21 protein-coding genes are annotated in these 23,943 nt (G+C 62.1%); 4 read left to right on the forward strand and 17 right to left on the reverse strand.

Annotated elements, in window-relative coordinates:
- Positions 1-2: 2 nt before the first annotated feature.
- The 3 genes from BMY67_RS11395 to BMY67_RS11405 all read right to left on the reverse strand — a co-directional run bounded on the left by BMY67_RS11395 (position 3) and on the right by BMY67_RS11405 (position 6,120).
- Positions 3-1,409, reverse strand: coding sequence for a RagB/SusD family nutrient uptake outer membrane protein (locus tag BMY67_RS11395; RefSeq protein WP_092771518.1), 1,407 nt, complete (start codon positions 1,407-1,409; stop codon positions 3-5).
- 41 nt (positions 1,410-1,450) lie between these two features.
- Entirely contained in the window at positions 1,451-4,819 is a 3,369-nt protein-coding gene (locus tag BMY67_RS11400) for a SusC/RagA family TonB-linked outer membrane protein (protein ID WP_092771520.1), read from the reverse strand.
- Positions 4,820-4,965: 146 nt separating this feature from the next.
- Positions 4,966-6,120, reverse strand: a complete 1,155-nt coding sequence (locus BMY67_RS11405) for a FecR family protein (protein WP_092771522.1) — start codon at positions 6,118-6,120, stop codon at positions 4,966-4,968.
- A 271-nt stretch (positions 6,121-6,391) separates the two neighbouring features.
- On the opposite strand from BMY67_RS11405, the gene BMY67_RS11410 reads away from it, so the two are divergent.
- Positions 6,392-6,958: an RNA polymerase sigma factor gene (locus tag BMY67_RS11410; protein WP_092771524.1), complete on the forward strand. Its 567-nt coding sequence runs from the start codon at positions 6,392-6,394 to the stop codon at positions 6,956-6,958.
- 20 nt (positions 6,959-6,978) lie between these two features.
- Here the strand turns inward: BMY67_RS11410 and crcB are convergent, their stop codons facing one another.
- Positions 6,979-7,356 (reverse strand): fluoride efflux transporter CrcB, encoded by a 378-nt coding sequence (gene crcB, locus BMY67_RS11415; protein ID WP_092771526.1) that lies wholly within the window; start codon positions 7,354-7,356, stop codon positions 6,979-6,981.
- Between the two features lie 208 nt (positions 7,357-7,564).
- Between crcB and pta the strand changes: the two genes are divergently transcribed.
- The gene (pta, locus tag BMY67_RS11420; RefSeq protein ID WP_092771528.1) at positions 7,565-9,673 is read left to right on the forward strand and encodes a phosphate acetyltransferase; all 2,109 of its coding nucleotides are present in this window, start codon (positions 7,565-7,567) and stop codon (positions 9,671-9,673) included.
- Positions 9,674-9,740: 67 nt separating this feature from the next.
- Positions 9,741-10,664 (forward strand): DUF808 domain-containing protein, encoded by a 924-nt coding sequence (locus tag BMY67_RS11425; protein ID WP_092771530.1) that lies wholly within the window; start codon positions 9,741-9,743, stop codon positions 10,662-10,664.
- A gap of 220 nt (positions 10,665-10,884) precedes the next feature.
- Here BMY67_RS11425 and BMY67_RS11430 read toward each other — a convergent pair whose 3' ends face one another.
- The 10 genes from BMY67_RS11430 to BMY67_RS11460 all read right to left on the reverse strand — a co-directional run bounded on the left by BMY67_RS11430 (position 10,885) and on the right by BMY67_RS11460 (position 18,068).
- Positions 10,885-11,544, reverse strand: a complete 660-nt coding sequence (locus tag BMY67_RS11430) for an SMI1/KNR4 family protein (protein WP_092771532.1) — start codon at positions 11,542-11,544, stop codon at positions 10,885-10,887.
- Positions 11,545-11,780: 236 nt separating this feature from the next.
- Positions 11,781-12,449, reverse strand: a complete 669-nt coding sequence (locus BMY67_RS18970; RefSeq protein WP_143069792.1) for a hypothetical protein — start codon at positions 12,447-12,449, stop codon at positions 11,781-11,783.
- A 248-nt stretch (positions 12,450-12,697) separates the two neighbouring features.
- Positions 12,698-13,255, reverse strand: coding sequence for a hypothetical protein (locus BMY67_RS18975; RefSeq protein WP_143069793.1), 558 nt, complete (start codon positions 13,253-13,255; stop codon positions 12,698-12,700).
- Between the two features lie 156 nt (positions 13,256-13,411).
- Positions 13,412-14,497 carry a tyrosine-type recombinase/integrase gene (locus BMY67_RS11435; RefSeq protein ID WP_092771534.1) on the reverse strand — a complete coding sequence of 362 codons (1,086 nt, stop codon included), beginning with the start codon at positions 14,495-14,497 and terminating at the stop codon, positions 13,412-13,414.
- Entirely contained in the window at positions 14,494-14,850 is a 357-nt protein-coding gene (locus BMY67_RS11440; RefSeq protein ID WP_092771536.1) for a single-stranded DNA-binding protein, read from the reverse strand. Before BMY67_RS11440 ends, BMY67_RS11435 begins: the two co-directional genes overlap by 4 nt.
- A 39-nt stretch (positions 14,851-14,889) precedes the next feature.
- A complete protein-coding gene (locus tag BMY67_RS19740; RefSeq protein WP_262490350.1) occupies positions 14,890-15,015 on the reverse strand; it encodes a hypothetical protein in 126 nt (41 codons plus the stop codon).
- Positions 15,016-15,052: 37 nt separating this feature from the next.
- A complete protein-coding gene (locus BMY67_RS11445) occupies positions 15,053-15,601 on the reverse strand; it encodes an RNA 2'-phosphotransferase (RefSeq protein WP_092771538.1) in 549 nt (182 codons plus the stop codon).
- 55 nt (positions 15,602-15,656) lie between these two features.
- Complete coding sequence (locus tag BMY67_RS11450) at positions 15,657-16,586, reverse strand: 1,4-dihydroxy-2-naphthoate polyprenyltransferase (protein WP_092771540.1); 930 nt, start codon at positions 16,584-16,586, stop codon at positions 15,657-15,659.
- Positions 16,587-16,745: 159 nt separating this feature from the next.
- Positions 16,746-17,405: an HAD family hydrolase gene (locus BMY67_RS11455; RefSeq protein ID WP_092771542.1), complete on the reverse strand. Its 660-nt coding sequence runs from the start codon at positions 17,403-17,405 to the stop codon at positions 16,746-16,748.
- Between the two features lie 51 nt (positions 17,406-17,456).
- Entirely contained in the window at positions 17,457-18,068 is a 612-nt protein-coding gene (locus BMY67_RS11460) for a glutathione peroxidase (RefSeq protein ID WP_092771544.1), read from the reverse strand.
- A gap of 178 nt (positions 18,069-18,246) precedes the next feature.
- Between BMY67_RS11460 and BMY67_RS11465 the strand changes: the two genes are divergently transcribed.
- Positions 18,247-19,353 carry a 3-oxoacyl-ACP synthase III family protein gene (locus BMY67_RS11465; protein WP_092771546.1) on the forward strand — a complete coding sequence of 369 codons (1,107 nt, stop codon included), beginning with the start codon at positions 18,247-18,249 and terminating at the stop codon, positions 19,351-19,353.
- Between the two features lie 150 nt (positions 19,354-19,503).
- Here the strand turns inward: BMY67_RS11465 and BMY67_RS11470 are convergent, their stop codons facing one another.
- The 3 genes from BMY67_RS11470 to BMY67_RS11480 all read right to left on the reverse strand — a co-directional run bounded on the left by BMY67_RS11470 (position 19,504) and on the right by BMY67_RS11480 (position 23,936).
- A complete protein-coding gene (locus BMY67_RS11470) occupies positions 19,504-20,085 on the reverse strand; it encodes an LOG family protein (protein ID WP_092771548.1) in 582 nt (193 codons plus the stop codon).
- A gap of 144 nt (positions 20,086-20,229) precedes the next feature.
- Positions 20,230-22,023, reverse strand: a complete 1,794-nt coding sequence (argS, locus tag BMY67_RS11475; protein WP_092771550.1) for an arginine--tRNA ligase — start codon at positions 22,021-22,023, stop codon at positions 20,230-20,232.
- A gap of 203 nt (positions 22,024-22,226) precedes the next feature.
- Positions 22,227-23,936, reverse strand: coding sequence for an ATP-binding protein (locus tag BMY67_RS11480; protein ID WP_092771552.1), 1,710 nt, complete (start codon positions 23,934-23,936; stop codon positions 22,227-22,229).
- Positions 23,937-23,943 lie beyond the last annotated feature (7 nt).

The raw sequence follows: 23,943 nt of genomic DNA on the forward strand, positions 1-23,943 counted from the left end.
GGTTAGTACCCCGGGTTCTGCACCATATTGGGGTTGACCTGCAGCTCCACGAACGGAATCGGGAAGTGGTACTGGGCCTGGGTAGGCGGCAGCAGCACGGCCCCGGAGGCGTTGGCGGCGTCGGCGGCGAGGCGCTCGACGGGCAGGTTGCGGCGCTTCAAATCGAAGAAGCGCTGCCCCTCGAAGGCCAGCTCCTTGAACCGCTCGGTGTAGATGGCGGCTACCAGCGCGGCCTTATCGGCAAACGACTGGGCGGTGTAGCCGCTGAGGCGGGCGGCGCGCAGGGCGTTGAGGTCGGCGGCGGCGGCCGTGAGGTTGCCGCTTTCGGCCTGGGCTTCGGCCCGGATCAGGTACATCTCGCCGGTGCGAAACAGCTTCACATCCACCAACCCCGGCGCCGAGGCCGTGCCGCCGATGTACTTGTTGACCAAGTACTGCGACTTGGTGCCGGTGCGGGTAGGGTCGAACTTGATGTAGGCCGGGTAGCGCACGTCGTTGGTTTTGTCGAAGGCGTTGAGCAGCTTGAGCGCGGGCGCGTAGAGCACGATGCCGCCCGACTGCCGGAAAAACGAGTCGCCCAGCCGCGAGTCGCCGGTTACGCGCTTGAGTTTCCAGGCCACTTCGCTGGAATTGGCATCGGTCCAGATGCCCGGGAACTGGGCCCGGGTGGCCAGCGGCAGGGCCGTAATTACTTCGGAGGAGTAGGTAATGGCGTCGGCCCAGTTTTTCTCGTAGAGCGCCACCCGCGCCTGCATGGCGGCCACGGCCACCAGCCGGATGCGGGTATTGTCGGTGAACGAGGCCGGAATCAGGGTTTTGGCCTGGGCCAGGTCGGCCTTGATGTCGCGGATGTTCTGCTCGAACGTGTCGCGGGCCGGGCTGCTGATTTTCGACTCCTTCATGTAAGGCACGCCCAGCGCGGCGGGCGCGTAGTCGGCGGCGTAGCCGCGCAGCAGCTCGAAGTGGGCGTAGGCGCGCAAAGCCAGCAGCTCGCCCTGGTATTGGTTTTTCAGGTTCTGGTCGGTAGCGGCCGGGCTGGCTACCTTATCGACGGCGGCCAGCACCCGGTTGGCCCTATCAATAGCCTGGTAGAGGCTGGCCCAGGCCCCGGTTACCGACGAGCTGGTGGCGTTGTACTGCCAGCGGAAGGCGTCGTTGTTGGACACGGTGTTTTCGATGGGCAGCGTCACCTCGTCGGCCACCGTCACGGCGCTTAGCAGCAGCGAGTTGTCGAGCACGGCGTAGGCGCCCAGCAACCCCAGGTTCAGGTCGGCCACGTTGCGGAAGGCCTTGTCGGGGTCAATGGTATCGGTGGGGTCGAGGTCGAGCTTTTTGCAGGCCGGGGCGGCACCCAGCAACGCCAGCACCAGGGCCCCGTGCAGCAATTTAGAGGAGGAATAGAATTTCATGAGCAGGAAAGACTAGAGGATGGGAGGACTACGCCAGGCAGCTACAGGTTCACCGTCAGGCCGGCGGTGTAGGTGCGGGCCGAGGGGTACTGGAAGCGCCCGTACTGGCTGTTGTTTTCGGGGTCGAGCCCGCGCCAGCTGGTGAAGGTGAACAGGTTCTGGGCCTGCAACTGCAGCCGTACGCCGCGCACTACGCCAACCTTCTGCAGCAGCGGGGCGGGCAGCGCGTAGGCCAGCTGCACGTTGCGCAGGCGCCCGAACGAGGCGTCCTGAATGTCCTTGGACGTGAAGTTGCGCGGCACGTCGATGCGCTGCAGAATGGCGTTGTCGCCGGGCTTTTTCCAGCGGTCATTCAGCATGCGCACGCTCTGGTTGCTGGTCATGTAGCGCTGGTTTTCGTTGTAGAAATCCTCGTTGTTCCAGCGCTTCACATCCGATACGTACACGAACAGCGCGCTCAGCGAGAGGCCCTTCCAGCTCACATCGGTCGAAACGCCGCCCGTGATGGTGGGGTAGAGCACGCCCACGCCGGTCGTGCTCTGGGCGTTGGCGTTGTACACGTTGGTGGTGCTGCCGTCCTGGTTGTAATACAGCGCGTCGCCGTTGGCAGGGTCGACGCCGGCCCATTTGGGGGCGTAGTACGAGCCGATGGGCTCACCGATGCGCAGCAGGCGTGTATCGCCGTCGGGCAGGTTGTTGAGGCCGTTGCCCAGCTCCAGAATCTCGTTTTTGTTGTAGGCCACGTTCGTGCCCACCGTCCAGCGCACATCGCCCTTATTCAGCACGTCGCCCTGCAAATCGGCCTCGATGCCGCGGTTGCGCAGCCGGCCGGTGCTCAGCGAGTAGGTGGCGAAGCCCGCCGTCGCCGACAGCGGCTGGTCGACGAACATGTTGCGCGTTATCCGATTGTAGGCATCGACCACCAGCCGGATGCGGCTGCCCGGCAGCAGGCCCACATCGAGGCCCACGTTGGTTTCGGCCACGTACTCCCAGTCGAAGTTGGGGTTGCCGGGGTTGGTGGGCCGCAGGGCCGTGGCCCCGCCGTAGGAGCTGCCCACGTCGTAGGTGGCGCGGTAGAGAAAATTACCGCCGAAGGGGCTGGCCGTGAGGCCGTAACTACCGCGTAGTCGCAGCGTGGAAAGCAGGCTGGCATCGCGCAGGAAGGCTTCGTCCTTGATGTTCCAGTTGGCGCCCACCGAGTAGAAGCTGTGCCAGCGGTTTTTGCTGGGCACCTTCGACGAGCCATCGACGCGGTAGCTGCCCGTGAGCGTGTAGCGGCCGTTGTAGGTGTATCGGCCGGTGCCGATAAACGAGTGCAGCGCGCTCTGAGTGCGCGCCCCGCTCAGGCGGGGCAGGTAGGTGGTGCTGGCCGTAATGGCAGCCGGCGTTTCGGGCAGGCGGCCATCGAGCCCGAAACCGGCGTAGCCAAAGCCCCGGTAGTTATCAAACAGCGACTCGAAATAGGCGCCCACTTCCACATCATGCACCTCGCTGAACATGCGGTTGAAGTTCAGGCCGGTGGTCGAAACGAGGCTGTAGTTCTGGCGCACGCCCTCCTCGAAGCGCCCGCGCCCGCCCAGCGTGTTGGAGTTGGAGCGCGTGCCGTAGTAGCTGTCGGGATTGATGTAGACCTGATCGAGCGAGTTGCGGAAATCGAGGCCGGCGCGGGTGCTGGCGACCAGGCCCGGCACGATGGTGTAGCTGAGCGTGCCGCCCAGGGTGGTTTTGGCCTGCTGGGTTTTGTTGGATGAGTTCTGGAGCCGGTCGAGGCCGATGGTGCCCTCGCGCTGGTCGAGGTAGGAGTAGCCCTTGGTGTTGGGCAGCACCATGGTGCCGTCGGCGGCGTAGGGGTACTCGTAGGGCAGGGCGTAGTACACCGAGGCCATGCTGCTGCCCACGCCGGTGCCCCCCTCCCCTTCCGTGAAGCTGGAGTTGGACAAACCCAGCAGCAGGTTCACGCTGCCGCTGAGCTTCTTGCCCTTGAAATCGACGTTGCTGCGCACCGTGTAGCGGTCCATGCCGGTGCGGCGGGCAATGCCATCCTGCGAGAAATAGTTGAACGAATTATAGAAGCGCACGTTCTCGCTGCCCCCGCTTAAACTCACCTGATGCTCCGTAAAGCGGGCCCGCTGGAAGAACTGGTCGCGCCAGTCGGTGTTGATGCCGCCCAGGCTGTCGAGGATGAAGTTGGACCGTTGCTGCTGGGCGGGCGTTTGCTTGGCGTAGGCCGGGTTGCGGGGCGAGTAGGTCCAGCCCGGCCCGATGTTGCGGCCGATTTCCAGGCCCACTTCCTCCTCAAACCGCAGCCGCTCCTCGGTGTTCATCATCACAAAGCGCGGCGAAGTGAGGTTGGAAAAGCCCGTCTGCACCGTGTAATCGACGGCCAACCGGCCGCTCTGGCCCTTTTTGGTGGTGATGACGATAACGCCGTTCGAGCCCCGCGAGCCGTAAAGGGCCTTGGCCGAGGCGTCCTTGAGCACCGTCACGGAGGCAATATCGTTGGCGTTCAGGGTCTGGAAGTAGTTGGCCTCAATCGGGATGCCGTCCATGATATAGAGCGGGGCCGAGCTACCGTTGAGCGTGCCCAACCCGCGGATCGTGACGCTGGTGGTGGCGCTGCCCGGCTGGCCCGAGTTCGAGAGCACGTTGAGGCCCGGCACGCGACCCTGCAGAATCTGGTCGATGCCCGGCAGCGGCACCTGCTCTATTTTGGCGCTCGTAACGGTAGTCGCGGCGCTGGCCGAGTTGTCGCGCGAGTAGCTGGTGTAGCCCGTCACCGTCACGGCATCGAGCAGCGCCGAGGCCTCGGCCAGTCGGATGCTGAAGTCGGTGCGCGAACCCAGGGCCACTTCCTGGGTGGCAAAGCCCACGAACGAGAAGCTGAGCGTGGTGGCGCCGTCGGGCACGTCGAGCTGGAACGTGCCGTCGGGGCCGGTGGTGGTGCCGGCCGTGGTGCCGAGCACCCGCACCGTAACGCCCGGCAGGCCCTGGCCCTGGCCGTCGGTTACGCGGCCGGTTATCGGCCGGGCCACGGCGGCGGCCCGCGGGGCCGGCGGCGCGGCGGCGGGCCGGGGTTTCACCACAATGGCGTTCTGCTCGATGGTGTAAGTAAGCGGCTGGCCGGCAAAGCACTGGTCGAGCGCCTCGGTCAGGGAGGCCCCGCGCACGCTCAGCGTCACGGGGCGGGCGGCCTGCATCATCTGGGTGTTGTAGAGCAGGGCGTAGCCGCTCTGCTGCTCGATTTTGCGCAGCACCTCCGTCAGGGGCTGGTTGCGCTCGGCCAGCGTGATGGTCTGGGCAAACGAGGCGGCCTGCACCTGCCAGCCGCTGAGCAGCACCAGCAGGCCCGTGGCCCTGGCGCGGCCCGGCCGGCCCACCGCAGTCAGCAAGGAAGTAACGTGTCGCTTCATAGGGGTAAGGGTTTAGGGGTTGACGGAGGAAGATGAAAGGCTTGCGTTTTCAGTGGCCGGTTGCCAGTGGCCGGTTGCCAGTGGCCGGTTGCCAGAAAAGAAAAAAGCTAACAGCTATCAGCCGACAGCTGATAGCTCAATGGTTATTAGGGCCGGACGGTGATGCGGCGGCCTTCGGTGGTGAAATGCACGGCCCCGGTCAGCTCCAGTAGGTGCAGCACGTCGGACGCCTCGCGGAAGCGGGAGATGGAGCCGTGGAAATTCTTGTTACTCAGCTGGCCCTCGTAGCGCACCTGCACGTCGTACCAGCGGGCCACCTGGCGCATAATGCCCTCCAGGGGCTCATCATCGAACACGAAGCGGCCCTCCTTCCAGGCCACGGCGCTGCTCGCATCCACGGCACGCACGGCAATAGTGCCGTCGGGGCGGGGCCGCCCCTGCTGGCCGGGGCGCAGCAGCACCTGGGCCGCGCCCTGGTGCAGGCGCACGGCCCCTTCCAGCAGCGTGGTCACGGGCGCGGGCTCGTCGGGGTAGGCCTGCACGTTGAAGTGGGTACCGAGCACCGTCACGCGGGCGGTGCCGGCTTCCACCTCAAAGGGACGGGCGGCGTCCTTGGCCACCTCGAAGTAGGCCTCGCCCGTGAGCTGCACCACGCGCCGCCGACGCCCGAAGGCCACCGGAAAGGCCAGCCGCGAGTCGGCGTTCAGCCACACCCGGCTGCCGTCGGGCAGCTGCAGCTGGTACTGACCGCCGCGGGGCGTGCGCACGGTGTTGCGCAGCAGGCTGTCGGCGGCCGAATTACTGGCCGCGCCCTGGTAGCTCAGCTCGCCGGGGGCAGTCTGGCGCACCTGCCGGCCGCCCTGCTGGGCCAGCAGGCCGGGGCCGGCATCGGCCAGGCGCACCGTGCGGCCGTCGGCCAGCGTCAGCAGCGCCTGGTTGCGGCCCGGCTCCAGCCGTGGGGGCGCTGGGCGGGTGGCGGCCAGCGGGGCGGGCCCGGCATCCGACGCCGGCTGGTTTGGCAGCCACCAGGCCAGCGCGCCCAGCAGGCCCAGCACCAGACTGGCCGCGGCCAGCACCCGCCGCCGACGGCGCAGGGCCGACCGGGGACGCCGCATGCTCCGGGCCAGGCGCGCCCAGATGGCCGCCCGCACCGGGCCGGGGGGGCCGAGCGGCCCCTCGCGCCAGGGCAGCTCGGGCAACTCGGCCTCGGCCAGATAGGCTTCAAACCGCGCCCGCTCGGCGGGCGTGGCGGTGCCGGCATAGTAGCGTTCGTAGAGCGTCAGGTATTCTTCGTCGGTCATGGGGCAGGCTTCTACCAGCTAAGAGTCCAAAGCCAGCCCCGCACACACCTAACTTTTTGAAAATAATTCACCTTTACCCTAGATTTTCCTGCCAACACCTTAATAATCAGCCCGCATAATTTTCATATCCATTAAAATATCGGCTTTCTGCTGCGGATACTATTCGGGCGCGTGAGGGCAGCAAACGCCCAAGCGGCGGAATGTGGCTTCTAAGCGGCAGTTTTCTATATTTGGTCAACCAGGATTGGGTCAGACCTTTAAATGCGGGGCCATGGCTGCTACGGATGCCGCTTTGTGGGAAGCAATACAGCACGACGACGCCGGGGCTTTTGAGGCGCTTTACCAGCGGTACTGGCAGCGCATGTTTGCGGCCGCCTACGCCCGGCTGGCTGCCCGCGAGGCCTGCGAGGAAATCGTGCACGACATTTTCCTGCGGCTCTGGACCGAGCGCCACCGCCTCCAGATTGACTGCTTCCCCGCCTATCTGGCCGCCGCCGCCCGCTACCACGTCGCCCGGCACCAGCGCCAGGCCGCCGCCCGCCCCCTGCACTACACCGACGCGCCCGAAACGGCCAGCCCCGCCCGCGCCGACTACAACCAGGGCGAAACCCGCCTGCTCGACCTCGACCTGGAAAAGCGCCTGGCTGCCGCCCTGGGCCAGCTGCCGCGCCGCTGTCAGCAGATTTTCCTGCTCAGCCGGGTGCAGCAGTTCTCCAACGACGAAATTGCCCAGCAGCTGCACATTTCCCGCCGCTCGGTCGAAAACCAGCTCACGGCCGCCCTGCGCCACCTGCGCGTGCTGTTCAAGGCGTTCTTGCTGCTGCTGGCTATCTGGTAAAGGCCGCGGCGGGCTAGCTCCTACCCCAACCTAGCGGCCCAGACGCCCACGAAGGCGGCCAGCATGCCTACCAGCAGACTGCCGGCGGCATACAGGGCCAGCAGCAGCAGCTCGCCGGTGCGGCCCAGCACCACGCTTTCGTAGGCGAAGGTAGAAAACGTGGTGAAGCCGCCGCAGAAGCCGGTGGTGAGAAACAGCCGCCAGGGCGCCGGCAGGGCCGTGTGCCGCTCAAACAGGCCCAGCAGCAACCCAATCAGCAGACAGCCCAGCACGTTGACCACGAACGTGCCCAGCGGGAAGGCGCCCGGCACCAGCCGCAGGAAATACTGCTGCACCCAGTAGCGGCTCACCGACCCGATGAAGCCTCCCAGGCCAATAAGCCACACCGAACTATTCATAGGGCAAACGCTGAAAACGGGCCGGCCAACGTACCAGCTTCTACTCGTCGCGGACTGGTTTGCGGGCCCAAACAACGGCAAGGTAAAGAACGGCGGGCAGCCGGCCGGGCTCCCGCTCCTACCTTTGCCCGGCGCACGCGCCTTTACCCCCTCCCCCCGTGCGCATCTTTCGGCGGTTCTCCGCCAGCACACATTACTTGAGCTACCCATGAGCAAAGCCGTTTATATTGCCACTGCCGAGCCCCACAGCGGCAAATCGGTGCTGACGCTGGGGCTGGTGAACCTGCTGCTGGGCCAGGCCCAGCGGGTGGGCTACTTCAAGCCCATCATCACGCCCGATGCCCGCCCCGATGGGCAGCCCGACCGGCCCGACGCGCACATCGAAACGGTGCTCCAGCACTTCCAGCTGCCCCAGCCCTACGCCGATACCTTCGCCTACACCGGCCAGCAGGCCCTGCGCCTGCTCGAAAGCGGCCGCATCGGCCAGCTGCTCGACACTATCATCCACCGCTACAAGCAGATTGAGGACGCCCACGATTTCGTGGTGGTGGAGGGCACCGATTTCGTGGGCACCGGCCTGGCCCTGGAGCTGGATTTGAACTGGCAGGTGGCCCGCACGCTGGGCGCGCCGGTGATGCTGCTGATGTCGGGCCTGGGCAAAACCGTCGACCAGCTGGTGGATGCGGCCCTCTCGGTGCGGCGCGACGCCGAAAACGAGGATGTGCGGGTGCTGGCCCTGGTGCTCAACCGGGTGGCGCCCGCCCAGCTGGCCGAGGTGCAGGCCCGGCTGGCCGCCCAACTCTCGCCCGCGGTGCTGCTGGCCATCATCCCCGAAAGCCCGGCCCTGCGCAGCCCCACCATGCAGGAAATCCGCGACCAGCTGAACGGCGAGCTGCTGTTCGGGGCCGAGCTGATGGGCAACCCCGTCGACCACTTCATCAACGGGGCCATGCAGGTGCCCAACTTTCTGCGGCGCCTGCAGGAAAACGTGCTCATTATCACGCCCGGCGACCGGGCCGATATCCTGCTCAGTGCGCTACAGGCCAACAGCTCGGCCAACTACCCGCGCGTGGCCGGACTGGTGCTTTCGGGCGGCTACCGGCCCGAGGAGTCGGTGCTGCGCCTGATTGAGGGCCTGCCCGAGATAGTGCCCATTCTGCTCGTCGAGCCCGGCACGTTCGAGGCTACCACCCGGGTGGGCCGCATTCAGGCGCGCATCGGACCCAGGCAGGAAAGCAAAATCCGCCTCGCCATCCAGACTTTTGAGCGCCACGTGGATGCCGCGCGGCTGCTGAGCGAGCTGAGCACGTTCGCGCCCCGCGGCCTCACGCCCCACATGTTCCAGTACCAGCTGCTGCAAGGGGCGCGGGCCCAGCGCAAGCGCATCGTGCTGCCCGAGGGCACCGACGACCGGGTGCTGCTGGCGGCGGCCCGCCTGCTGGAGCAGGACGTGGTGGAGCTGACCATCCTGGGCGAGCCCGACCAGATTCTGGCCGCCGCCCGCCGCCTGGGCCGCCCCCTCGACCCGGCGCGGGTGCAACTCATCAACCCCCAAACCTCCGAGCTGGCGCCCGAATTCGCCCAGACGCTGCACGAGCTGCGCCAGAGCAAGGGCGTAAACCTGGAAATGGCCCGCGACCTGATGACCGACGTGTCGTATTTCGGCTCGATGCTGGTGTACCAGGGCCTGGCCGACGGCATGGTGTCGGGGGCGGCGCACACGACGCAGCACACCATCCGGCCGGCCCTGCAGTTCATCAAAACCAAGCCCGGCGTGTCGGTGGTCTCGTCGGTGTTCTTTATGTGTTTGCCCGACCGCGTGGCCGTGTTCGGCGACTGCGCCGTGAACCCCAACCCCACGGCCGGGCAGCTGGCCGAAATTGCTATTTCGTCGGCCGAGAGCAGCCGGCGTTTCGGCATCGAGCCGCGCGTGGCCATGCTGTCCTACTCGTCGGGCACCTCGGGCGAGGGCACCGACGTGGACAAGGTGCGCGCGGCCACGGCCCTGGTGCGGCAGCTGCGCCCCGATTTGCTGGTGGAAGGCCCCATTCAGTACGACGCGGCCGTGGATTTGGCCGTGGGCCAGCAGAAGCTGCCCGGCTCGCCGGTGGCCGGCCAGGCCAGCGTGCTCATCTTCCCCGACCTGAACACCGGCAACAACACCTACAAAGCCGTGCAGCGCGAAACCGGGGCCCTGGCCATCGGCCCCATGCTCCAGGGCCTCAACAAGCCCGTGAATGACCTCAGCCGCGGCTGCACCGTCGACGATATTTACAACACCGTGCTGCTGACGGCCATTCAGGCCCAGGAGATGTAAAGGCCCGGCGGCCCCAACGGCTAAAAACGCAACTTTCTCCCAGATTCAACCAACGCCCCAGCCCCCTATGGCCTCCGGACTTTTTGCTTTATTAGATGACGTGGCCGCTTTGGTGAAAGTCAGCGCCGCCAGCCTCGACGATATCCCGACGCAGGTAGCCAAAACGACCGGCAAAGTGTCGGGCATCGTGATTGACGATACGGCCGTGACGCCCAAGTACGTGGTGGGCCTGAGCCCCAACCGGGAGCTGTCGATTATCTACCAGATTGCCAAAAAGTCGCTGGTCAACAAGCTGCTCATTTTAACCCCGGCGGCGCTGGTGCTGGGCTATTTCGCGCCCTGGGCCATCACCCCCATTCTGATGCTGGGCGGGGCCTACCTGTGCTACGAAGGCTACGAAAAGGTGCATTCCCTGTTCAGCCCCCACCCCGCGGCCGACCCGGAAGCCGGGCCGGTGGCCACCATCACGCCCGAGGAGCTGGAGAAGCAGCGGGTGGCCGGTGCCGTGCGCACCGATATTATCCTGTCGGCCGAAATTATGGCCATTGCCTACAGCCAGGTGGTCGATTCGCCGGTAGTCAACCAGATTATCGTGATGCTGGCCGTGGCCGTGTTCATTACCGTGGCCGTGTACGGCTTCGTGGGCTTTATCGTGAAAGCCGACGATATCGGCCTGCATCTGGCGCGGAACGCCGGCAGCCCCGCTGTTCAAAAATTCGGCCGCGGCATGGTGCAGTTCATGCCCCATTTCCTGAACATTCTCAGCTACGTGGGCACCGCCGCCATGCTGTGGGTGGGGGCCGAAATCATTGCCCACGGCATCCCTTACACGGCCCACCTGCTCCACGAGCTGGAGCTGGCCCTGGCCTCGGTGCCGATAGTGGCCTGGCTGGCCAAAGTGCTGGCCTGCGGTATCGGCGGGCTGGCGCTAGGTTTCGTGGTTGATAAAGTGGTTCGGCTGGTGAAGAGAATGGCACCGGCCAAAAATTAGGGCCCAGGAATAGTTCAGGCCGACACAAAAAGCGGCCGTTGCTTCTGATGGAGCAGCGGCCGCTTTTATCTAATTATTAGGCAAACGTTTCGGGGCTTTGCGATGATGGGGCAATCGAAGCACAAATCTTCAATTTTGCACCAAATTTCAATCGAAGAACTACCGTTGAACTTTGCAGTTTCGCCCCACTATTGCAAAACCCCTTTTTAGTGGCAGTTTTTTATATTCTTGTATTAAATATTTTTATTTCATCTTCGATTTGTCGCTTGGCATTTATAAAATATTTCAAATTTATTTTCCCGTTGTCTTTATCCTCTTTTATTGCAATTAATTTTAGTTTTAACTCGATTAATTTTTCTTTTTCTGATGGTTGATAGTTTGGATTAGGAATGTAAAGTTCGTCTTCAACATTAGTTGTTTTACTTAGCACTTCTTCAAGCGTGTCACCTAAAAAAACGCAATCCTCATCATGTCCAATGCTACCAGACGGGACAAGATAGAGTGAAGGGCTTTCAGGATTTTTCCTAAAATCATAGGTGTAAAATTTCCCCCCGCCATTAAATGCAATGGGTAAAATCTGTGGGGCCCAAATCAAAAACCCGTATCCAATATACATTTCCCTTATTGTTTCTGGGCCAAAATACCCAAACTCTCTTTCTCCGTTTATAATCCCACCTCCGTTAGAATATTTCAATAATTGAATGTACTCCAAAGGTAATCTTAATTCGGATGGGATTAGGAAATCTTCTTTAGGTTTTTTTGCATATTCCGAAATAGATTTGAATTCGTCATCTGTAGTTGGGCGGATAAAAAAATCTTCCGAAGGTTGATTGTCCAGCCCGGGTTGCTTATTAAAAAAGGTAAATTTGTCGTACCACATATTGTTCTGTTTTGTCGGTCAGTAAAATTACCATTACGTTTGAGGCTTGCCGCAGGGCTGGAATAGTTGCTGTGTCCGCCCGGCAACTGAAGCCGATTTAAAAACCAAAGCCGAAGGTAAATACAAAAAGCCGATATTTGTTCGTCTGCCGGAACTGTTGCTGATAGCGAACTAGAGCCGATTGTTATTCCTTCAGCCAGCCTATTGCTAAATCTAATGTAAGCTGTTAGTACCTTTTAAGGATTAGTTTTTAAAAATGGTGGAAATTCATAAAAGTCGGATTGATTATAGTTCTTTGGCATGTCAAACTCATAGTCTCCAAAAGACAAACCAGTTTTTTGTTGAAATGTATCTACTTTAACCTCCGTCAAGAAAATTTTGCTTTCATCAAGTTCCATTACTAATCTATCATTTAAAAACAACAACGATTTCTTTTCGGATTTAAAAGTTAGAGAATGAGGATTTACCTTATAACTGTCAATGGAATAACTGCCGTTTGTTCCTGTTGAAAATGTAGAATAATACTCTATTTCAAAAGTCCAATCTTCCCACTTTTGCATATCTGTTCGAATGGGTTGCCTGTCAGAAAGTCCTGCACCATCAATTAGGCATTTTACAAGTAACGTGTCCTTATTCTTCCATTTTATAGCGTATGGATAATCGTTTCCAAATCTGAAGAAATTTCTGTCCGTATAATCGCATTTTTGATCTGTCGGTAAGATTTTGACTACCGTAAAACCAGAGCCAAACGCCATGGGACTTTCTACATGATATCTATAAAGAGCAAAATCACTATAAGGGGATTCCAGTTTGACTGCATTTTGAACAAGCGATTTGTCAATACTTTCGTCACACCCAAATAGAAAAGTTGAAAACAAAGCAGCTAAAAGAAAAATTCGTGTCATTTTTAGAAGGTCGTTGGTATTACAGCTTACGAACAGGGCTTGGCGTTGTTGGGATATTTGAAAAACGTCTGCCGACAACTGAAGCCCAATTTTGTTTTAAAAGCTGAAGATAACAACTAACGCTATATTAATAACGACCTGCCGAAACTGAAGCTGATAGCGAACTGCAGCCGATTGCTCCAACCTCCTGCCCCAATAACGCCAACCCCCTTGTTATGTGCCTGTGCTTTTCCTCCGCAATTCTATGTCTACATTTTTGCACTAACATAATAAACCATTTTTTCTTTTGGTTTAACGAAAATAAGTTCAGTCGCTGTTGGTGTCACTCCATGACAGTATATGCTCCAAGGATAAACGTAAAAGTCTTTTGTCCTTAAACTATCTTCTGTCGGAAACCAAGGTGTCTCATGTTGCCAACCACCAATAAAAGTTACTGCCTCATCTAAAATTGTTGGAAGGCTGTCTGCCCGATACCATAGTCCTACTCCGTTATTACTTTTGCTGGTAAGTTCGTCAATAGTCACGTTTGTAATTTTTATTGCGTAAGCGTCAAGATGGTCGCCTGTGAAGGAACGTGCTGATGTGTAGCTTTTTAAAACCTTGTCAATTCTTTGGTCACCAAGTCCGCACCAATTCAAAACAAATCTCACGTCTGATGTGGTCGCATTATCTTCAATATTAGTGTTCCCAAGTGTCATTGAGTAGAATAAATATCCACCAATTATGATTACTCCAAGAAGCGAAATACCTCCCCAAATTGTCAATAGTTGTCGGCTTATTTTGAATAGCTTTTGTTTAAAATTCATGTCAGCTTTTAGTTACAGGTTGTGTCCGATAGCATGGCACATAACATTATGATACCCGCTACTCAGCGGTTGCCCGAATAGCGGGTATTTTTTCTTAGTACGCAAGTGAGTAGCGGATAGCATACCGGATTTAGGTTGCTATCCGCTACTTGCCAGTTAAAGGCCGAGGCTGTCGAGTGGGGAAGCCGGGCGGGTGCGTTGGGCAACATGCGTGTAAATTTCGGTGGTTTTAATGCTGCTGTGGCCCAGCAAGTCCTGAATGATGCGAATATCGGTACCGGCTTCCAATAAGTGAGTGGCATAGGAGTGCCGGAACATGTGCAGCGTCACTGGCCGGCGAATACCGGCGCGCAAGGCCGCCTGTTTCACTACCTGTTGCAGGCTGCGCGCACTATATGGCTCGCCGGGCTGCTGGCCCTCAAACAGAAACGTCAGGGGCCGGAACTGGCGGAACTGCTCGCGCAGCAGATGCAGCAGGGTTTCGGGTAGCGGCAGGTCGCGGTCTTTTTTGCCCTTGCCACCACGCACGTATAGCGCCATACGCTGGCTGTCGATGTCGGGGGGCGTAAGGGCCAGCACTTCGCCCAGGCGTAGCCCCAGGCCGTAAGCCAGCATGAGCATGGCGCGGTGCTTGAGGTTATCGGTTCCCTGCAAGATGGCCTTTACCTCTTCGGCGGCCAGCACCTTCGGGTTGGTGAGCGGGCGCTTGGGCCGCGGAATGGCGTAGTACTGCCGCGGCTGCCCCTCCACCTGCTCATAGTAGAACTTGATGGCGTTGATCAACTGGTTCTGGTAGGTTTCGGAAATGCCCGCCCCCACGCACCCGGCCAAGTAGTCGAGTACGTCGGGTTTGCTCAGTTCCAAGGGCAGCCGGGGCGCATGATGCGCTACAAACTTCTCAAAAGCAGCCCGGTAGCTCTTTAGCGTATGAGGGCTATAGCGTTTGAGGGCGATAAACTGGCAGTAGCGAGCCAGCAGGGCCTCGTGCGGAGTAGGTGGCGGGAGCGGCGCAGCCAACGCGGGCACAATGGGCACCTGCACTGCTATACCCAACGCCGCGCAAGCCGCCTGCACGGGCGCTACGGCGGCGGGCGTGGCGGGCAGCAGATACCCGCGGGCGGCGGCTTCGTAGCGCACCCCTGCTCTCAACAGCGCCGTGCGCACGGCAGTGTCGGAATACGGAAAAAACACCTGGAAATCGGTGCGGGCCGCCGTCAGGCGCAGCGATACGGCCGCTTTCATGCCTGTGGTGGCATTTCGCCCGTTTTTTTGTTCAGCATCAGCAGTTGCTCGCCGATGATTTCCGTCACGTAGTGCCGCTGGCCGGCCGCATCGTCGTAATGGCGGGTTTTGAGCTTGCCTTCGAGGTAAACGAGGCTTCCCTTGCGCAGGTAGGCCTGGGCCAGTTCAGCCAAGCCGCGCCATAGCAGCACGCTGTGCCAGTCGGTAGAGGTATGCGGCTGACCTGCTTTGTCGCGCCAGGTTTCGGAGGTAGCCAACGAGAATTTTGCCACCGCCACGTTGCCTTCCAGCACGCTCACTTCAGGGTCTTTGCCCAGGTTGCCGATAAGAGTGACTTTGTTGAGGCCGCGCATGCAACCAAGATACGCATTTGACCGGCTTCTCCCTCACCCCTACAGCACCTGCCCCAGCCCGAACAGCAACGTGAAAACGAGCGTGGTGAGAGCCATTTGCCTGAGCAGCGGGTCGAGCTGCCGGGAGTCCTGGCGCTGCCACACGGCGCGGGCGTTGCGCAACACAGGCAGCAAGACAGACCGTCCCAACTGTCTACCCGCTCTAAGGCAGCGTCAGATATTGCGGGGGCACCGCCTCGGTCAGCCAGACGCCGTTATCGGCCTGATAGAACAGGTGGCCGTCGACGTGCATCCGGGCGGCATCTACCAGCAACACCATCGGCGGACCGTGGCGGCGGCCCACCTGCCGGGCGGTGGCCGCGTCGGCGCTCAGATGCACGTGCTGACGGCTCATTTTCAGCAGGCCCTGCGCGGCCAGCGTATCCCGCAGCCGGGTGGTAGTGCCGTGGTAGAGCACCGGCGGCGGCGCTACGGGCGCGTAGCCCAGCTCCACCGCTACCGAATGGCCCTGGCTGGCCCGGATGCGCTGCTGGTCGTCGGAAAGCCGGAAACGCTGCTTCGGGCTGGTTTCGACCAGCTGCAGCAGCACCGCACGGGTCAGCGGCACTTGCTGTTGCTGGGCCTGCGCCAGCAGCGTATCCACGGCTACCCAGCCCTGCTCGTCCAACGTCAGGTTCAGGCGGGCGGGGTCGTGGCGCAGCACCAGGCTCAGGAGCTTGCTGAGGCGGGTGGTTTCTTTGTCGGAAAGCATGGGCGGCAGGATTAAGCTGAAAACGAATTTGCTAAAAACAGTACCTGCCCCTCCCCTACAGCACCTGCCCCAACCCAAACAGCAGCGTGAAAACGAGCGTGGTGAGGGCCATTTGCTTGAGCAGCGGGTCGAGCTGCCGGGAGTCCTGGCGCTGCCACACGGCGCGGGCGTTGCGCAGCAGCAGCGGGGCGCTCAGCAGAAACAGCCACTGCCAGGGCGAATGGTAGGTAAAGGCCACGTAGAGCACGGCCGCGCCAAAGCCCAGCGCCAGCAGCAGCCAGTGGTAGCGGCGGGCCCGCACCGGCCCCAGGCGCACCGGAATCGTGATTTTACCGGCCAACTGGTCGGAGCGGATGTCGCGGATGTTGTTCACGTTGAGCACGGCCGTGGCGAAACAGCCCAGCGCCACGGCCGGCAGCAGCACCGGCCAGGGCAAGGCCTGGGTCCAGACGGGCACCTGGCTATACGCCTGCAGAAAGTAGGTACCGCCCACGCCCACCAGCCCGAAAAACACGAACACCGATAAGTCGCCCAGCCCGGCGTAGCCGTAGGGCTTGGCCCCGGCCGTATAGTTGACGGCCGCCCAGATGGCCGACAGCCCCAGCGCCAGAAACGCCAGAAACACCCAGGCCCCGGCCGCGCCCAGCGCCACCCACAGCAGCAGCAGCCCGCTGCCGAGCGACAGCGCCCCGAACAGCCCCATGCCCTTCTTCATCTGCCGTGGTGAAATGACGCCGCTCTGCACGGCCCGCAGCGGCCCCTCGCGGTGCACGCTGTCGGCCCCGTTCTGCGAGTCGCCGTAGTCGTTGGCCAGGTTGCTCAGGATTTGGAGCAGGATGGTGGTGAGGGCCGCCAGGGCCACCACGGCGGGCCGGAACTGGCCCTGGCTGGCCGCCAGGAAGCCCCCGGCCATAATGCTGGCCAGCGCCAGCGGCAACGTGCGCGGCCGAAACGCCGAAACCCAGGCTTTAGCAGGAAAATTCATGCGGGTGATGTAGCGCGAAGCTCCAGCTTCGCGGATCGTTGAACGATGACATTTGGCGCAACAGTCAGCAACGATCCGCGAAGCTGGAGCTTCGCGCTACATCACCCTGCCCAGCTCCGAGAAGATTCTGGCTTATACTTTACGCCACAAAATTACGCGCTAATCCACTGCCAGCGCCGCAATCCGGGCCGCACTTAACTCCCCGAAATCCGCCACTACCAAATCGGCCAGCCGCAAATCCTGGCTGGGCGAGTGGATGCTGTCGTAGCCAATGCAGTAGAGGCCCGCCGCTTTGGCTGCGGCCACGCCGTTGGTCGAATCCTCGATAACCACGCACTCGGCCGCGGGCGAGCGGGCCAGCGCGGCGGCCCGGGCGAAAATGGCCGGGTCGGGCTTGGAGCGGGCGAAATCCTCGCCGCTGAGCAGGTGGCTGAAATAGGGGGCCAATTCAAACCGGCGCATCACCCGGCCGATGGTGGAGTGCGAGGCCGAGGAGGCCAGCAGCAGCTCCAGGCCGTGCCGGTGCAGGTCCTCAATAAGGGCGCGCACGCCGGGCAGCAGGTCGAAATCGGGCTTCTCGTCGAAAGCGCGGTTAAAATGTTCGCGCTTGGCCAGCACCATTTCTTCTACCGGCTGGGCCAGGGTGTAGTGGTCCTTGAGGTGCTGGTACACGTTCTTGGTGGAGCGGCCGGTGAAGGTGGCGTACTCGGCATCGGTCACGGCCAGGCCCAGCTCCTCGAAATGCCGGAAATAGGCGTAGCGGTGCACGGGCTCGGTATCGACGAGCACGCCGTCCATGTCAAAAATCACAGTCTGCATCGGGGCGAAAGTTGGTAAAGCAGCCGCGAAGGTACCAGAACTGCCGGCAGGCTACTTCCTGATAGCCGAGAGCAGCTCCTCGCTCAGGGGGTTTACCTTCGAAGGGTAGAAGGCCACCACGTGCCCGGTTTCGTCGATCAGGTACTTGCAGAAGTTCCAGTTCGGCTTTTCGTCGGTTGCGCCGTTTTGGGCCTTGCTGCCCAGGTACTGGTAGAGCGGGGCAGCATCGGGGCCGGCCACCGAAATCTTGCTGAACAGCGGAAACGTGACGCCGAAATTCTTCTCGCAGAAGGAAGCAATCTGGGCGTCGGAGCCGGGCTCCTGGCCGCCGAAGTTGTTGGCCGGGAAGCCCAGCACGGTAATCTGCCCGCTGTACTGGCGGCTCAGCTCCTCCAGCTCCTTGTACTGCGGCGTGTAGCCGCACTCCGACGCCGTATTGACGAGCAGCAGCTTTTTACCCCGATATTGACCCAGCGACACCGGCTGGCCATTAATATCGTTGAGGGTGAAATCGTAGACGGAAGTAGCGGCAGCAGATGCGGACATGGCGGTAGTGGGAACAGGAGTGGCGGGTGTGATGGGCACGGTAGCGGGCGCCGAAGTGCAGGCGCCCGTGCCCAACATGACACTCAGCAGCAAGCCCGGCAGGAGCACAGATTTCATACGAAAAGCGCGAAGGTAGTGGCTAGCAACCCGGCCGGCGCTCCGAATGTTCGGGCGGGGTGGGCAGCAGGCCGCAGCCGAATTAAAAGCCGGAATTTTGAACATCAGAACTCCACCCTAGTTAAAAACCGCTTACTTTCGTTGAATAGCATACCCGCTTCTTCACTCCAACCTGCTCATGCGTAAGGCTTTGCACTCAGTCATTACCGGAACAGGGTCCTGCATTCCGGCCCGCATCGTCAGGAACGACGCCTTTCTCGACAGCGCTTTTTTTGATGGCAACGGCCAGCGGCTCGATAAGCCGGGCGCCGAAATCGTGGAGCGCTTCGCCCAGATTACCGACATCCAGGAGCGCCGTTACGCCGCCGACGACCAGGTGGCCTCCGATCTGGCCCTGCTGGCTGCCCAGGACCTGTTTGCCTCCAGCCCCAACACCGACCCCGAGCAGCTCGACTACCTTCTGGTGGCGCACAACTTCGGCGACATCACCGCCGACAACCGGCGCTCCGATTTCGTACCCAGCCTGGCCGCCCGCGTCAAGCACAAGCTCGGCATCGTTAACCCCCACTGCGTGGCCTACGACCTGCCCTTTGGCTGCCCCGGCTGGCTCCAGGGCGTTATTCAGGCCGATTACTACCTGCGCTCGGGCGATGCCAAACGGGTGCTCGTCATCGGGGCCGAAACCCTCTCGCGCGTATGCGACCCGCACGACCGCGACAGCATGATTTACTCCGACGGGGCCGGCGCCGTGCTATTCGAGGCCCGCGAAACGGCCGACGACGATACGAAAGCCGCGGGCATCCTGGCCCACAGCTCGCGCTCCGATACCGTGCAGGCGGCCCTGCTGCTGCGCATGGCTACCTCGCGCAACCGCGACTACACCGGCACCGAGCTGTTTTTGCAGATGGAAGGCCGTAAGCTCTACGAGTACGCCCTCAAAACCGTGCCCCAGGCCATTAAAGACTGCCTGGAAAAGGCCGGCCTCGGCCTGCCCGACATGAGCCGCCTGCTCATCCACCAGGCCAACGGCAAAATGGACGAGGCCATCCTCAAGCGCCTCTACGCCCTGGCCGGCGACACCCCCGCCCCCGCCAACATCATGCCCATGACCATCTCCTGGCTCGGCAACTCCTCCGTAGCCACCCTGCCCACCCTGCTCGACCTGCTGACCAAGGGCCAGCTCGAAGGCTACGCCATCAAGCCCGGCGAAGTGCTGGTGTTCGCCTCCGTCGGGGCCGGCATGAACTGCAACGCCGTGGTGTACCGCGTGCCGGGCGGCGAGTGAGTGTAGTTGGTGAATGAGTGGCTGAGTGAATTGGTAAGCCGCTTGTCATTCAGAGCGAAGCGAAGAATCTCGCGGGCAATGGTAATCCTATCATCAGGAAATTACCATTGCCCGCGAGATTCTTCGCTTCGCTCTGAATGACAGTTCCCCCTACTCCTCCCCCGGCCGCAGCCACTTCTCCACCGGAACGGGCACGTAGGCGGCCAGCGCGTCGAGCAGGGCGGCGGGGTCGGGCTGGCTTAGGAGCTGCTGGCGGTTTTCGCGGCGCAGCAGGCCCTCGTCGGCCATGTGGTCGAGGGCGCGTAGCAGGTGGTCGTAGTAGCCTTCCACGTTGAGCACGCCGATGGGCTTGGGGTGCAGGCCCAGCTGGCCCCAGGTGAGCACCTCGAACAGCTCTTCGAGGGTGCCGTAGCCGCCGGGCATGGCCACGAAGCCTTCGGCCCGCTCGGCCATCAGCAGCTTGCGCTCGTGCATACTGGCCACGATGTGCAGCTCCGTCAGGCCGCGGTGCTCGATTTCCTTGCCCATCATGAAGTCGGGAATCACGCCCACCACCTGGCCGCCGTGGGCCAGCACGCTGTCGGCCACTACGCCCATCAGGCCCACGCGGCCGCCGCCGTACACCAGCGTGAGGCCGCGCTGGGCCAGCAGGCGGCCCATTTCTTCGGCCTGGCGCTGGTAGGCAGGGTTGGTTCCGGTGGCCGAGCCACAGTACACGGCAACGCTTTTCATTGGGGCAGTTTAAAAGGTAAGAAGTAAGAACGGATGTAGAGACGCATATTTGCGTCTCGTCGTTGAACAGCAACGCCCGACGTTCAACATCAGTAACGACCAGCCGTGAACGGTCAACGTCAGCAACGACATCCGTTCTGATAATTACATCCGCTCGGGTACTTCGATACCGAGCAGGCCCATGCTGGTTTTGAGGGCGCGGCCGGTCTGGGCCGAGAGGGCCACGCGCAGGGCGCGCTTTTGCTCGTCGGGCTCGGCGATGATGGGCACTTCGGCGAAGAAGCGGTTGTAGGCGCGGGCCACGTCGTAGGCAAACTGGGCCACCAGGGCCGGCGACTGGGCCCGGGCCGCTTCGGTTACTACCGTTTCGTAGCGGGCCAGCTCCTGAATCAGCTCGCGCTCGGTGGGCTCGATGTCGGTGAGGTTGCTGAACGAGCCGTCGGGGGTTACGCCACGCTCGGCGGCTTTGCGCAGGATGCTGGAGATGCGGGCGTGGCTGTACTGGATGAACGGGCCGGTGTCGCCTTCGAGCTTCACCGACTCTTCGGGGTTGAAGAGCATGCGCTTCTTGGGGTCCACCTTCAGCAGGTAGTACTTGAGCGCGCCCAGGCCCAGCATGTGGTAGAGGCGGGTCAGCTCCTCGTCGCTCAGGCCCTCGGTTTTGCCCTTTTCGAGGGTGGCGGCCTGGGCGGCGGCAACTACCTCGCGCACCAGCTCGTCGGCGTCCACGACGGTACCCTCGCGGCTTTTCATCTTGCCCGAGGGCAAATCGACCATGCCGTAGCTCAGGTGGTGGATGGCGTCGGCGTAGGGCTTGCCCAGCTTCTGGAGCACGGCCCGCAGCACCTGCATGTGGTAGTTCTGCTCGTCGGCAATGACGTAGACGCTCAAATCGTAGCCGAAATCCTCGAATTTCAGCTCGGCCGTGCCCAGGTCCTGGGTGATGTAGACGCTGGTGCCGTCGGCGCGCAGCAGCAGCTTTTCGTCGAGGCCTTCCTCTTTCAAATCAACCCATACCGAGCCGTCTTCTTTTTTGAAGAACACGCCCTTTCGCAGGCCTTCTTCCACCCGCTCCTTGCCCAGCAGGTAGGTTTCCGATTCATAGTAGAACTTGTCGAAATCGACGCCGATGTTCTGGTAGGTGGCGTCGAAGCCCTCATACACCCAGCCGTTCATCTGCTTCCAGAGGCTTACTACGGCTTCGTCGCCCGCTTCCCAGGCCCGGAGCATGTCCTGGGCTTCGAGCATGAGCGGGGCCTGGCGCTTGGCCACGTCGGCGGCCACACCCTCGGCTTCGAGCTGGCGCACCTGCTCGCGGTAGTGCTTCTCGAAGAGCACGTAGTACTTGCCCGCCAGATGGTCGCCCTTGAGGCCGGCGCTCTGCGGGGTTTCGCCCTGGCCGTAATACTGGTAGGCCAGCATCGACTTGCAGATGTGGATGCCCCGGTCATTCACCAGGTTGGCCTTGGTGACTTCGGCGCCGGTGGCCTGCAGGATTTCGGCCACCGAGTAGCCCAGGAAGTTGTTGCGCAAGTGGCCCAGGTGCAGGGGCTTGTTGGTGTTGGGCGAGGAGTACTCGACCACCACGCGCCGCGGGCCGCCGGTGGCCACGGGTGCCCCCTCGGGCCGCTGGCGCAGCTGCTCCAGAACCCGCAGCCACTCGGCGTCGGCCACTTCCAGGTTCAGAAAGCCCTTTACCACGTTGAAACCGGCCACCCGCGGCTCGTGGGCCAGCAGGTACTCGCCCAGGGCCTGCCCGATTTGCTCGGGACCCTTGCCCAGGGTTTTGGTGAACGGAAACGTAACGAGCGTAAACTGGCCGGCAAAATCCTTGCGGGTGGCCTGCAGCGCCAGCTGGTCGGCGGGCACACTGGCCCCGAATACGGATTGAATGGCGGCGCTAAGGGCCGTTTTGAGGGTCTGTTCGAGTTGCTGCACAGGATGGGTCGTAGGGGCCGCTGCACTGGAGCGGCCGGAAGCAAAGGAGCGCACTGCGGCCACGGCAACGGCCGCCACCCCCGAAACTGTCCGGGACTCCTCGTATGCAAAGGTAGAAAGTGCGGCCGGATGGCTGCCGTTTTTTTGCAGCGCACCCAGGTGGCTGCAAAAGCCAGGCCGCGCCGGCCGGGTCCAGGGCGCGCTTACTCCGGCAAATACACCGTGAAAACCGAACCCTGGCCCAGCTGGCTCGCCACTGCCACGCGGCCGCCGGCGTTTTCGGCAATCTTCTTCACCATGTACAGGCCGATGCCCGAGCCCTCCACGTGGTCGTGTAGGCGCTGAAACATCGTGAACAGCTGGCGGTCTTCGTGCAGGTCGAGGCCCAGGCCGTTGTCGTGCACCTGCAGGGCGGCCAGGCCGGCGCCGGCGGGGCGGCAGCGCAGATGCACACGGGCGGGGCGGGCGGGGTCGTGGTACTTAAAGGCGTTGCTGAGCAGGTTATAGACGATGGAGCGCAGGTTTTTTTCGGCCAGCGTGATGGTGGGACACTCCGCCACATCTACGGTCAGCTCACCGGCGGCGGCTCCAATCAGGGGCTGCAGATCCAGGCGCACATCCTCAATGAGCGGGGCCAGGGCCACCGGGGCGCGGGGCAGGGCGCTTTCCTTCTGCAGCTTCGAAATATCAGTCAGGCTCTCGATGGTGCGCTTGAAGCGGTCCACTGAGTCCTGCATCATGCGCAGCACCGTGCCTACCTCGCCCGGGCGCTGGTCGGCGGGCAGCTCCTGTTCGAGGGTTTCGAGCAGGCCCTCGATGTTGGTGATGGGCGAGCGAAGGTCGTGGGAGGCGGTGTAGATGAAGTTGTCGAGGTCGGCGTTGATGCGGGTGAGCTGGTCGTTGTTGCGGCGCAGCTCCTGCTGGGTTTCATCGATGCGGGCCCGGGCCAGTTTCTGCTCATGAATATCGGTGTAGGTGCCAATCCACTGCACCAGCTCGCCGGCCTCGTTGCGCGAGGGCCGGATGCGGCCCAGCATCCAGCGGTAGTCGCCCTGGGCGTTGCGGATGCGGCATTCCACTTCCGCGCTACGGCCGTCGGCCAGGCACTCGCCCCAGCGTTGCATCACACCGGGCAAATCGTCGGGGTGCAGGTAGGGCAGCGTGCTGCCCCGCACGAATTGTACGGTCGGCGGCTGGCCGGTGTAGTCGTACCAGTTGCGGTTGAGGAAGGTGGGGTTGCCGTAGGGGTCGGCCGTCCAGGTGACGTGCGGAATGCCTTCGAGGATGCGGTTGGTTTCGGCCGCCGCCTGGGCCTGGGCCTGCAGCCGGAGCTGCTGCTGCTCGAGCAGCGCGTTCTGGGCCGCCACCCGCGCCCGAATCACGCTCACTTCGCGCCGCGCCGATACGTCGGTGACAATCACGGCCAGCACGGGGGCCTCCTGCTCGCTGAGCACGTTCAGGGCCAGGGCCACGGGGTGCAGCCGGCCGCTACTGGCCTGCAGCGGCATTTCGCCCTTGCTTCTGGCATCCCAGCCGGCCGTCAGCAGCTCCTGCCAGTAGCCCCGGAACTCCGCCGGTACGAAGGCCTCAAACGAGTGGCCGATCAGGGTTTCGAGCGGCGCCTCCAGCATGCCCGCCAGGCAGGCGTTGCCGTAGAGCACGGTAGCGTCGGGGGCCAGCAGCAGGGCTCCCTCGTTCATCTGCTCAATCAGGGTGCGGTAGCTCTGGTCGGCGCCTTCGAGCGTGAAAATGCGCGGCCCGCCGGGGCCCTGCACGGCCAGCGCGTCGATGGAACCGGTCCGGATGGCATCCAGCAGCTCCTCGGCTTCGAGCAGTTGCTGGCGCAGCTCCTCGTTTTCGCGCAGCAGCTGGGCGGGCGTGGGGGTGGCAGAAGAGGTGGAATCAGCAGTCATTGCCCCG

Origin of the sequence: Hymenobacter actinosclerus (assembly GCF_900111515.1) — a bacterium.
GTDB classification, from domain to species: Bacteria; Bacteroidota; Bacteroidia; order Cytophagales; family Hymenobacteraceae; genus Hymenobacter; species Hymenobacter actinosclerus.

Coding starts and splice junctions, on each gene's coding strand:
- BMY67_RS11395 (WP_092771518.1), bottom strand. CDS start 1,409: ATGAAATTCTATTCCTCCTCTAAATTGCTGCACGGGGCCCTGGTGCTG.
- BMY67_RS11410 (WP_092771524.1), top strand. CDS start 6,392: ATGGCTGCTACGGATGCCGCTTTGTGGGAAGCAATACAGCACGACGAC.
- BMY67_RS11405 (WP_092771522.1), bottom strand. CDS start 6,120: ATGACCGACGAAGAATACCTGACGCTCTACGAACGCTACTATGCCGGC.
- BMY67_RS11400 (WP_092771520.1), bottom strand. CDS start 4,819: ATGAAGCGACACGTTACTTCCTTGCTGACTGCGGTGGGCCGGCCGGGC.
- BMY67_RS11435 (WP_092771534.1), bottom strand. CDS start 14,497: ATGAAAGCGGCCGTATCGCTGCGCCTGACGGCGGCCCGCACCGATTTC.
- BMY67_RS18975 (WP_143069793.1), bottom strand. CDS start 13,255: ATGAATTTTAAACAAAAGCTATTCAAAATAAGCCGACAACTATTGACA.
- BMY67_RS18970 (WP_143069792.1), bottom strand. CDS start 12,449: ATGACACGAATTTTTCTTTTAGCTGCTTTGTTTTCAACTTTTCTATTT.
- BMY67_RS11455 (WP_092771542.1), bottom strand. CDS start 17,405: ATGCAGACTGTGATTTTTGACATGGACGGCGTGCTCGTCGATACCGAG.
- BMY67_RS11425 (WP_092771530.1), top strand. CDS start 9,741: ATGGCCTCCGGACTTTTTGCTTTATTAGATGACGTGGCCGCTTTGGTG.
- pta (WP_092771528.1), top strand. CDS start 7,565: ATGAGCAAAGCCGTTTATATTGCCACTGCCGAGCCCCACAGCGGCAAA.
- BMY67_RS11460 (WP_092771544.1), bottom strand. CDS start 18,068: ATGAAATCTGTGCTCCTGCCGGGCTTGCTGCTGAGTGTCATGTTGGGC.
- BMY67_RS11465 (WP_092771546.1), top strand. CDS start 18,247: ATGCGTAAGGCTTTGCACTCAGTCATTACCGGAACAGGGTCCTGCATT.
- BMY67_RS11470 (WP_092771548.1), bottom strand. CDS start 20,085: ATGAAAAGCGTTGCCGTGTACTGTGGCTCGGCCACCGGAACCAACCCT.
- BMY67_RS11430 (WP_092771532.1), bottom strand. CDS start 11,544: ATGTGGTACGACAAATTTACCTTTTTTAATAAGCAACCCGGGCTGGAC.
- crcB (WP_092771526.1), bottom strand. CDS start 7,356: ATGAATAGTTCGGTGTGGCTTATTGGCCTGGGAGGCTTCATCGGGTCG.
- BMY67_RS11480 (WP_092771552.1), bottom strand. CDS start 23,936: ATGACTGCTGATTCCACCTCTTCTGCCACCCCCACGCCCGCCCAGCTG.
- BMY67_RS11440 (WP_092771536.1), bottom strand. CDS start 14,850: ATGCGCGGCCTCAACAAAGTCACTCTTATCGGCAACCTGGGCAAAGAC.
- BMY67_RS11445 (WP_092771538.1), bottom strand. CDS start 15,601: ATGCTTTCCGACAAAGAAACCACCCGCCTCAGCAAGCTCCTGAGCCTG.
- BMY67_RS11450 (WP_092771540.1), bottom strand. CDS start 16,586: ATGAATTTTCCTGCTAAAGCCTGGGTTTCGGCGTTTCGGCCGCGCACG.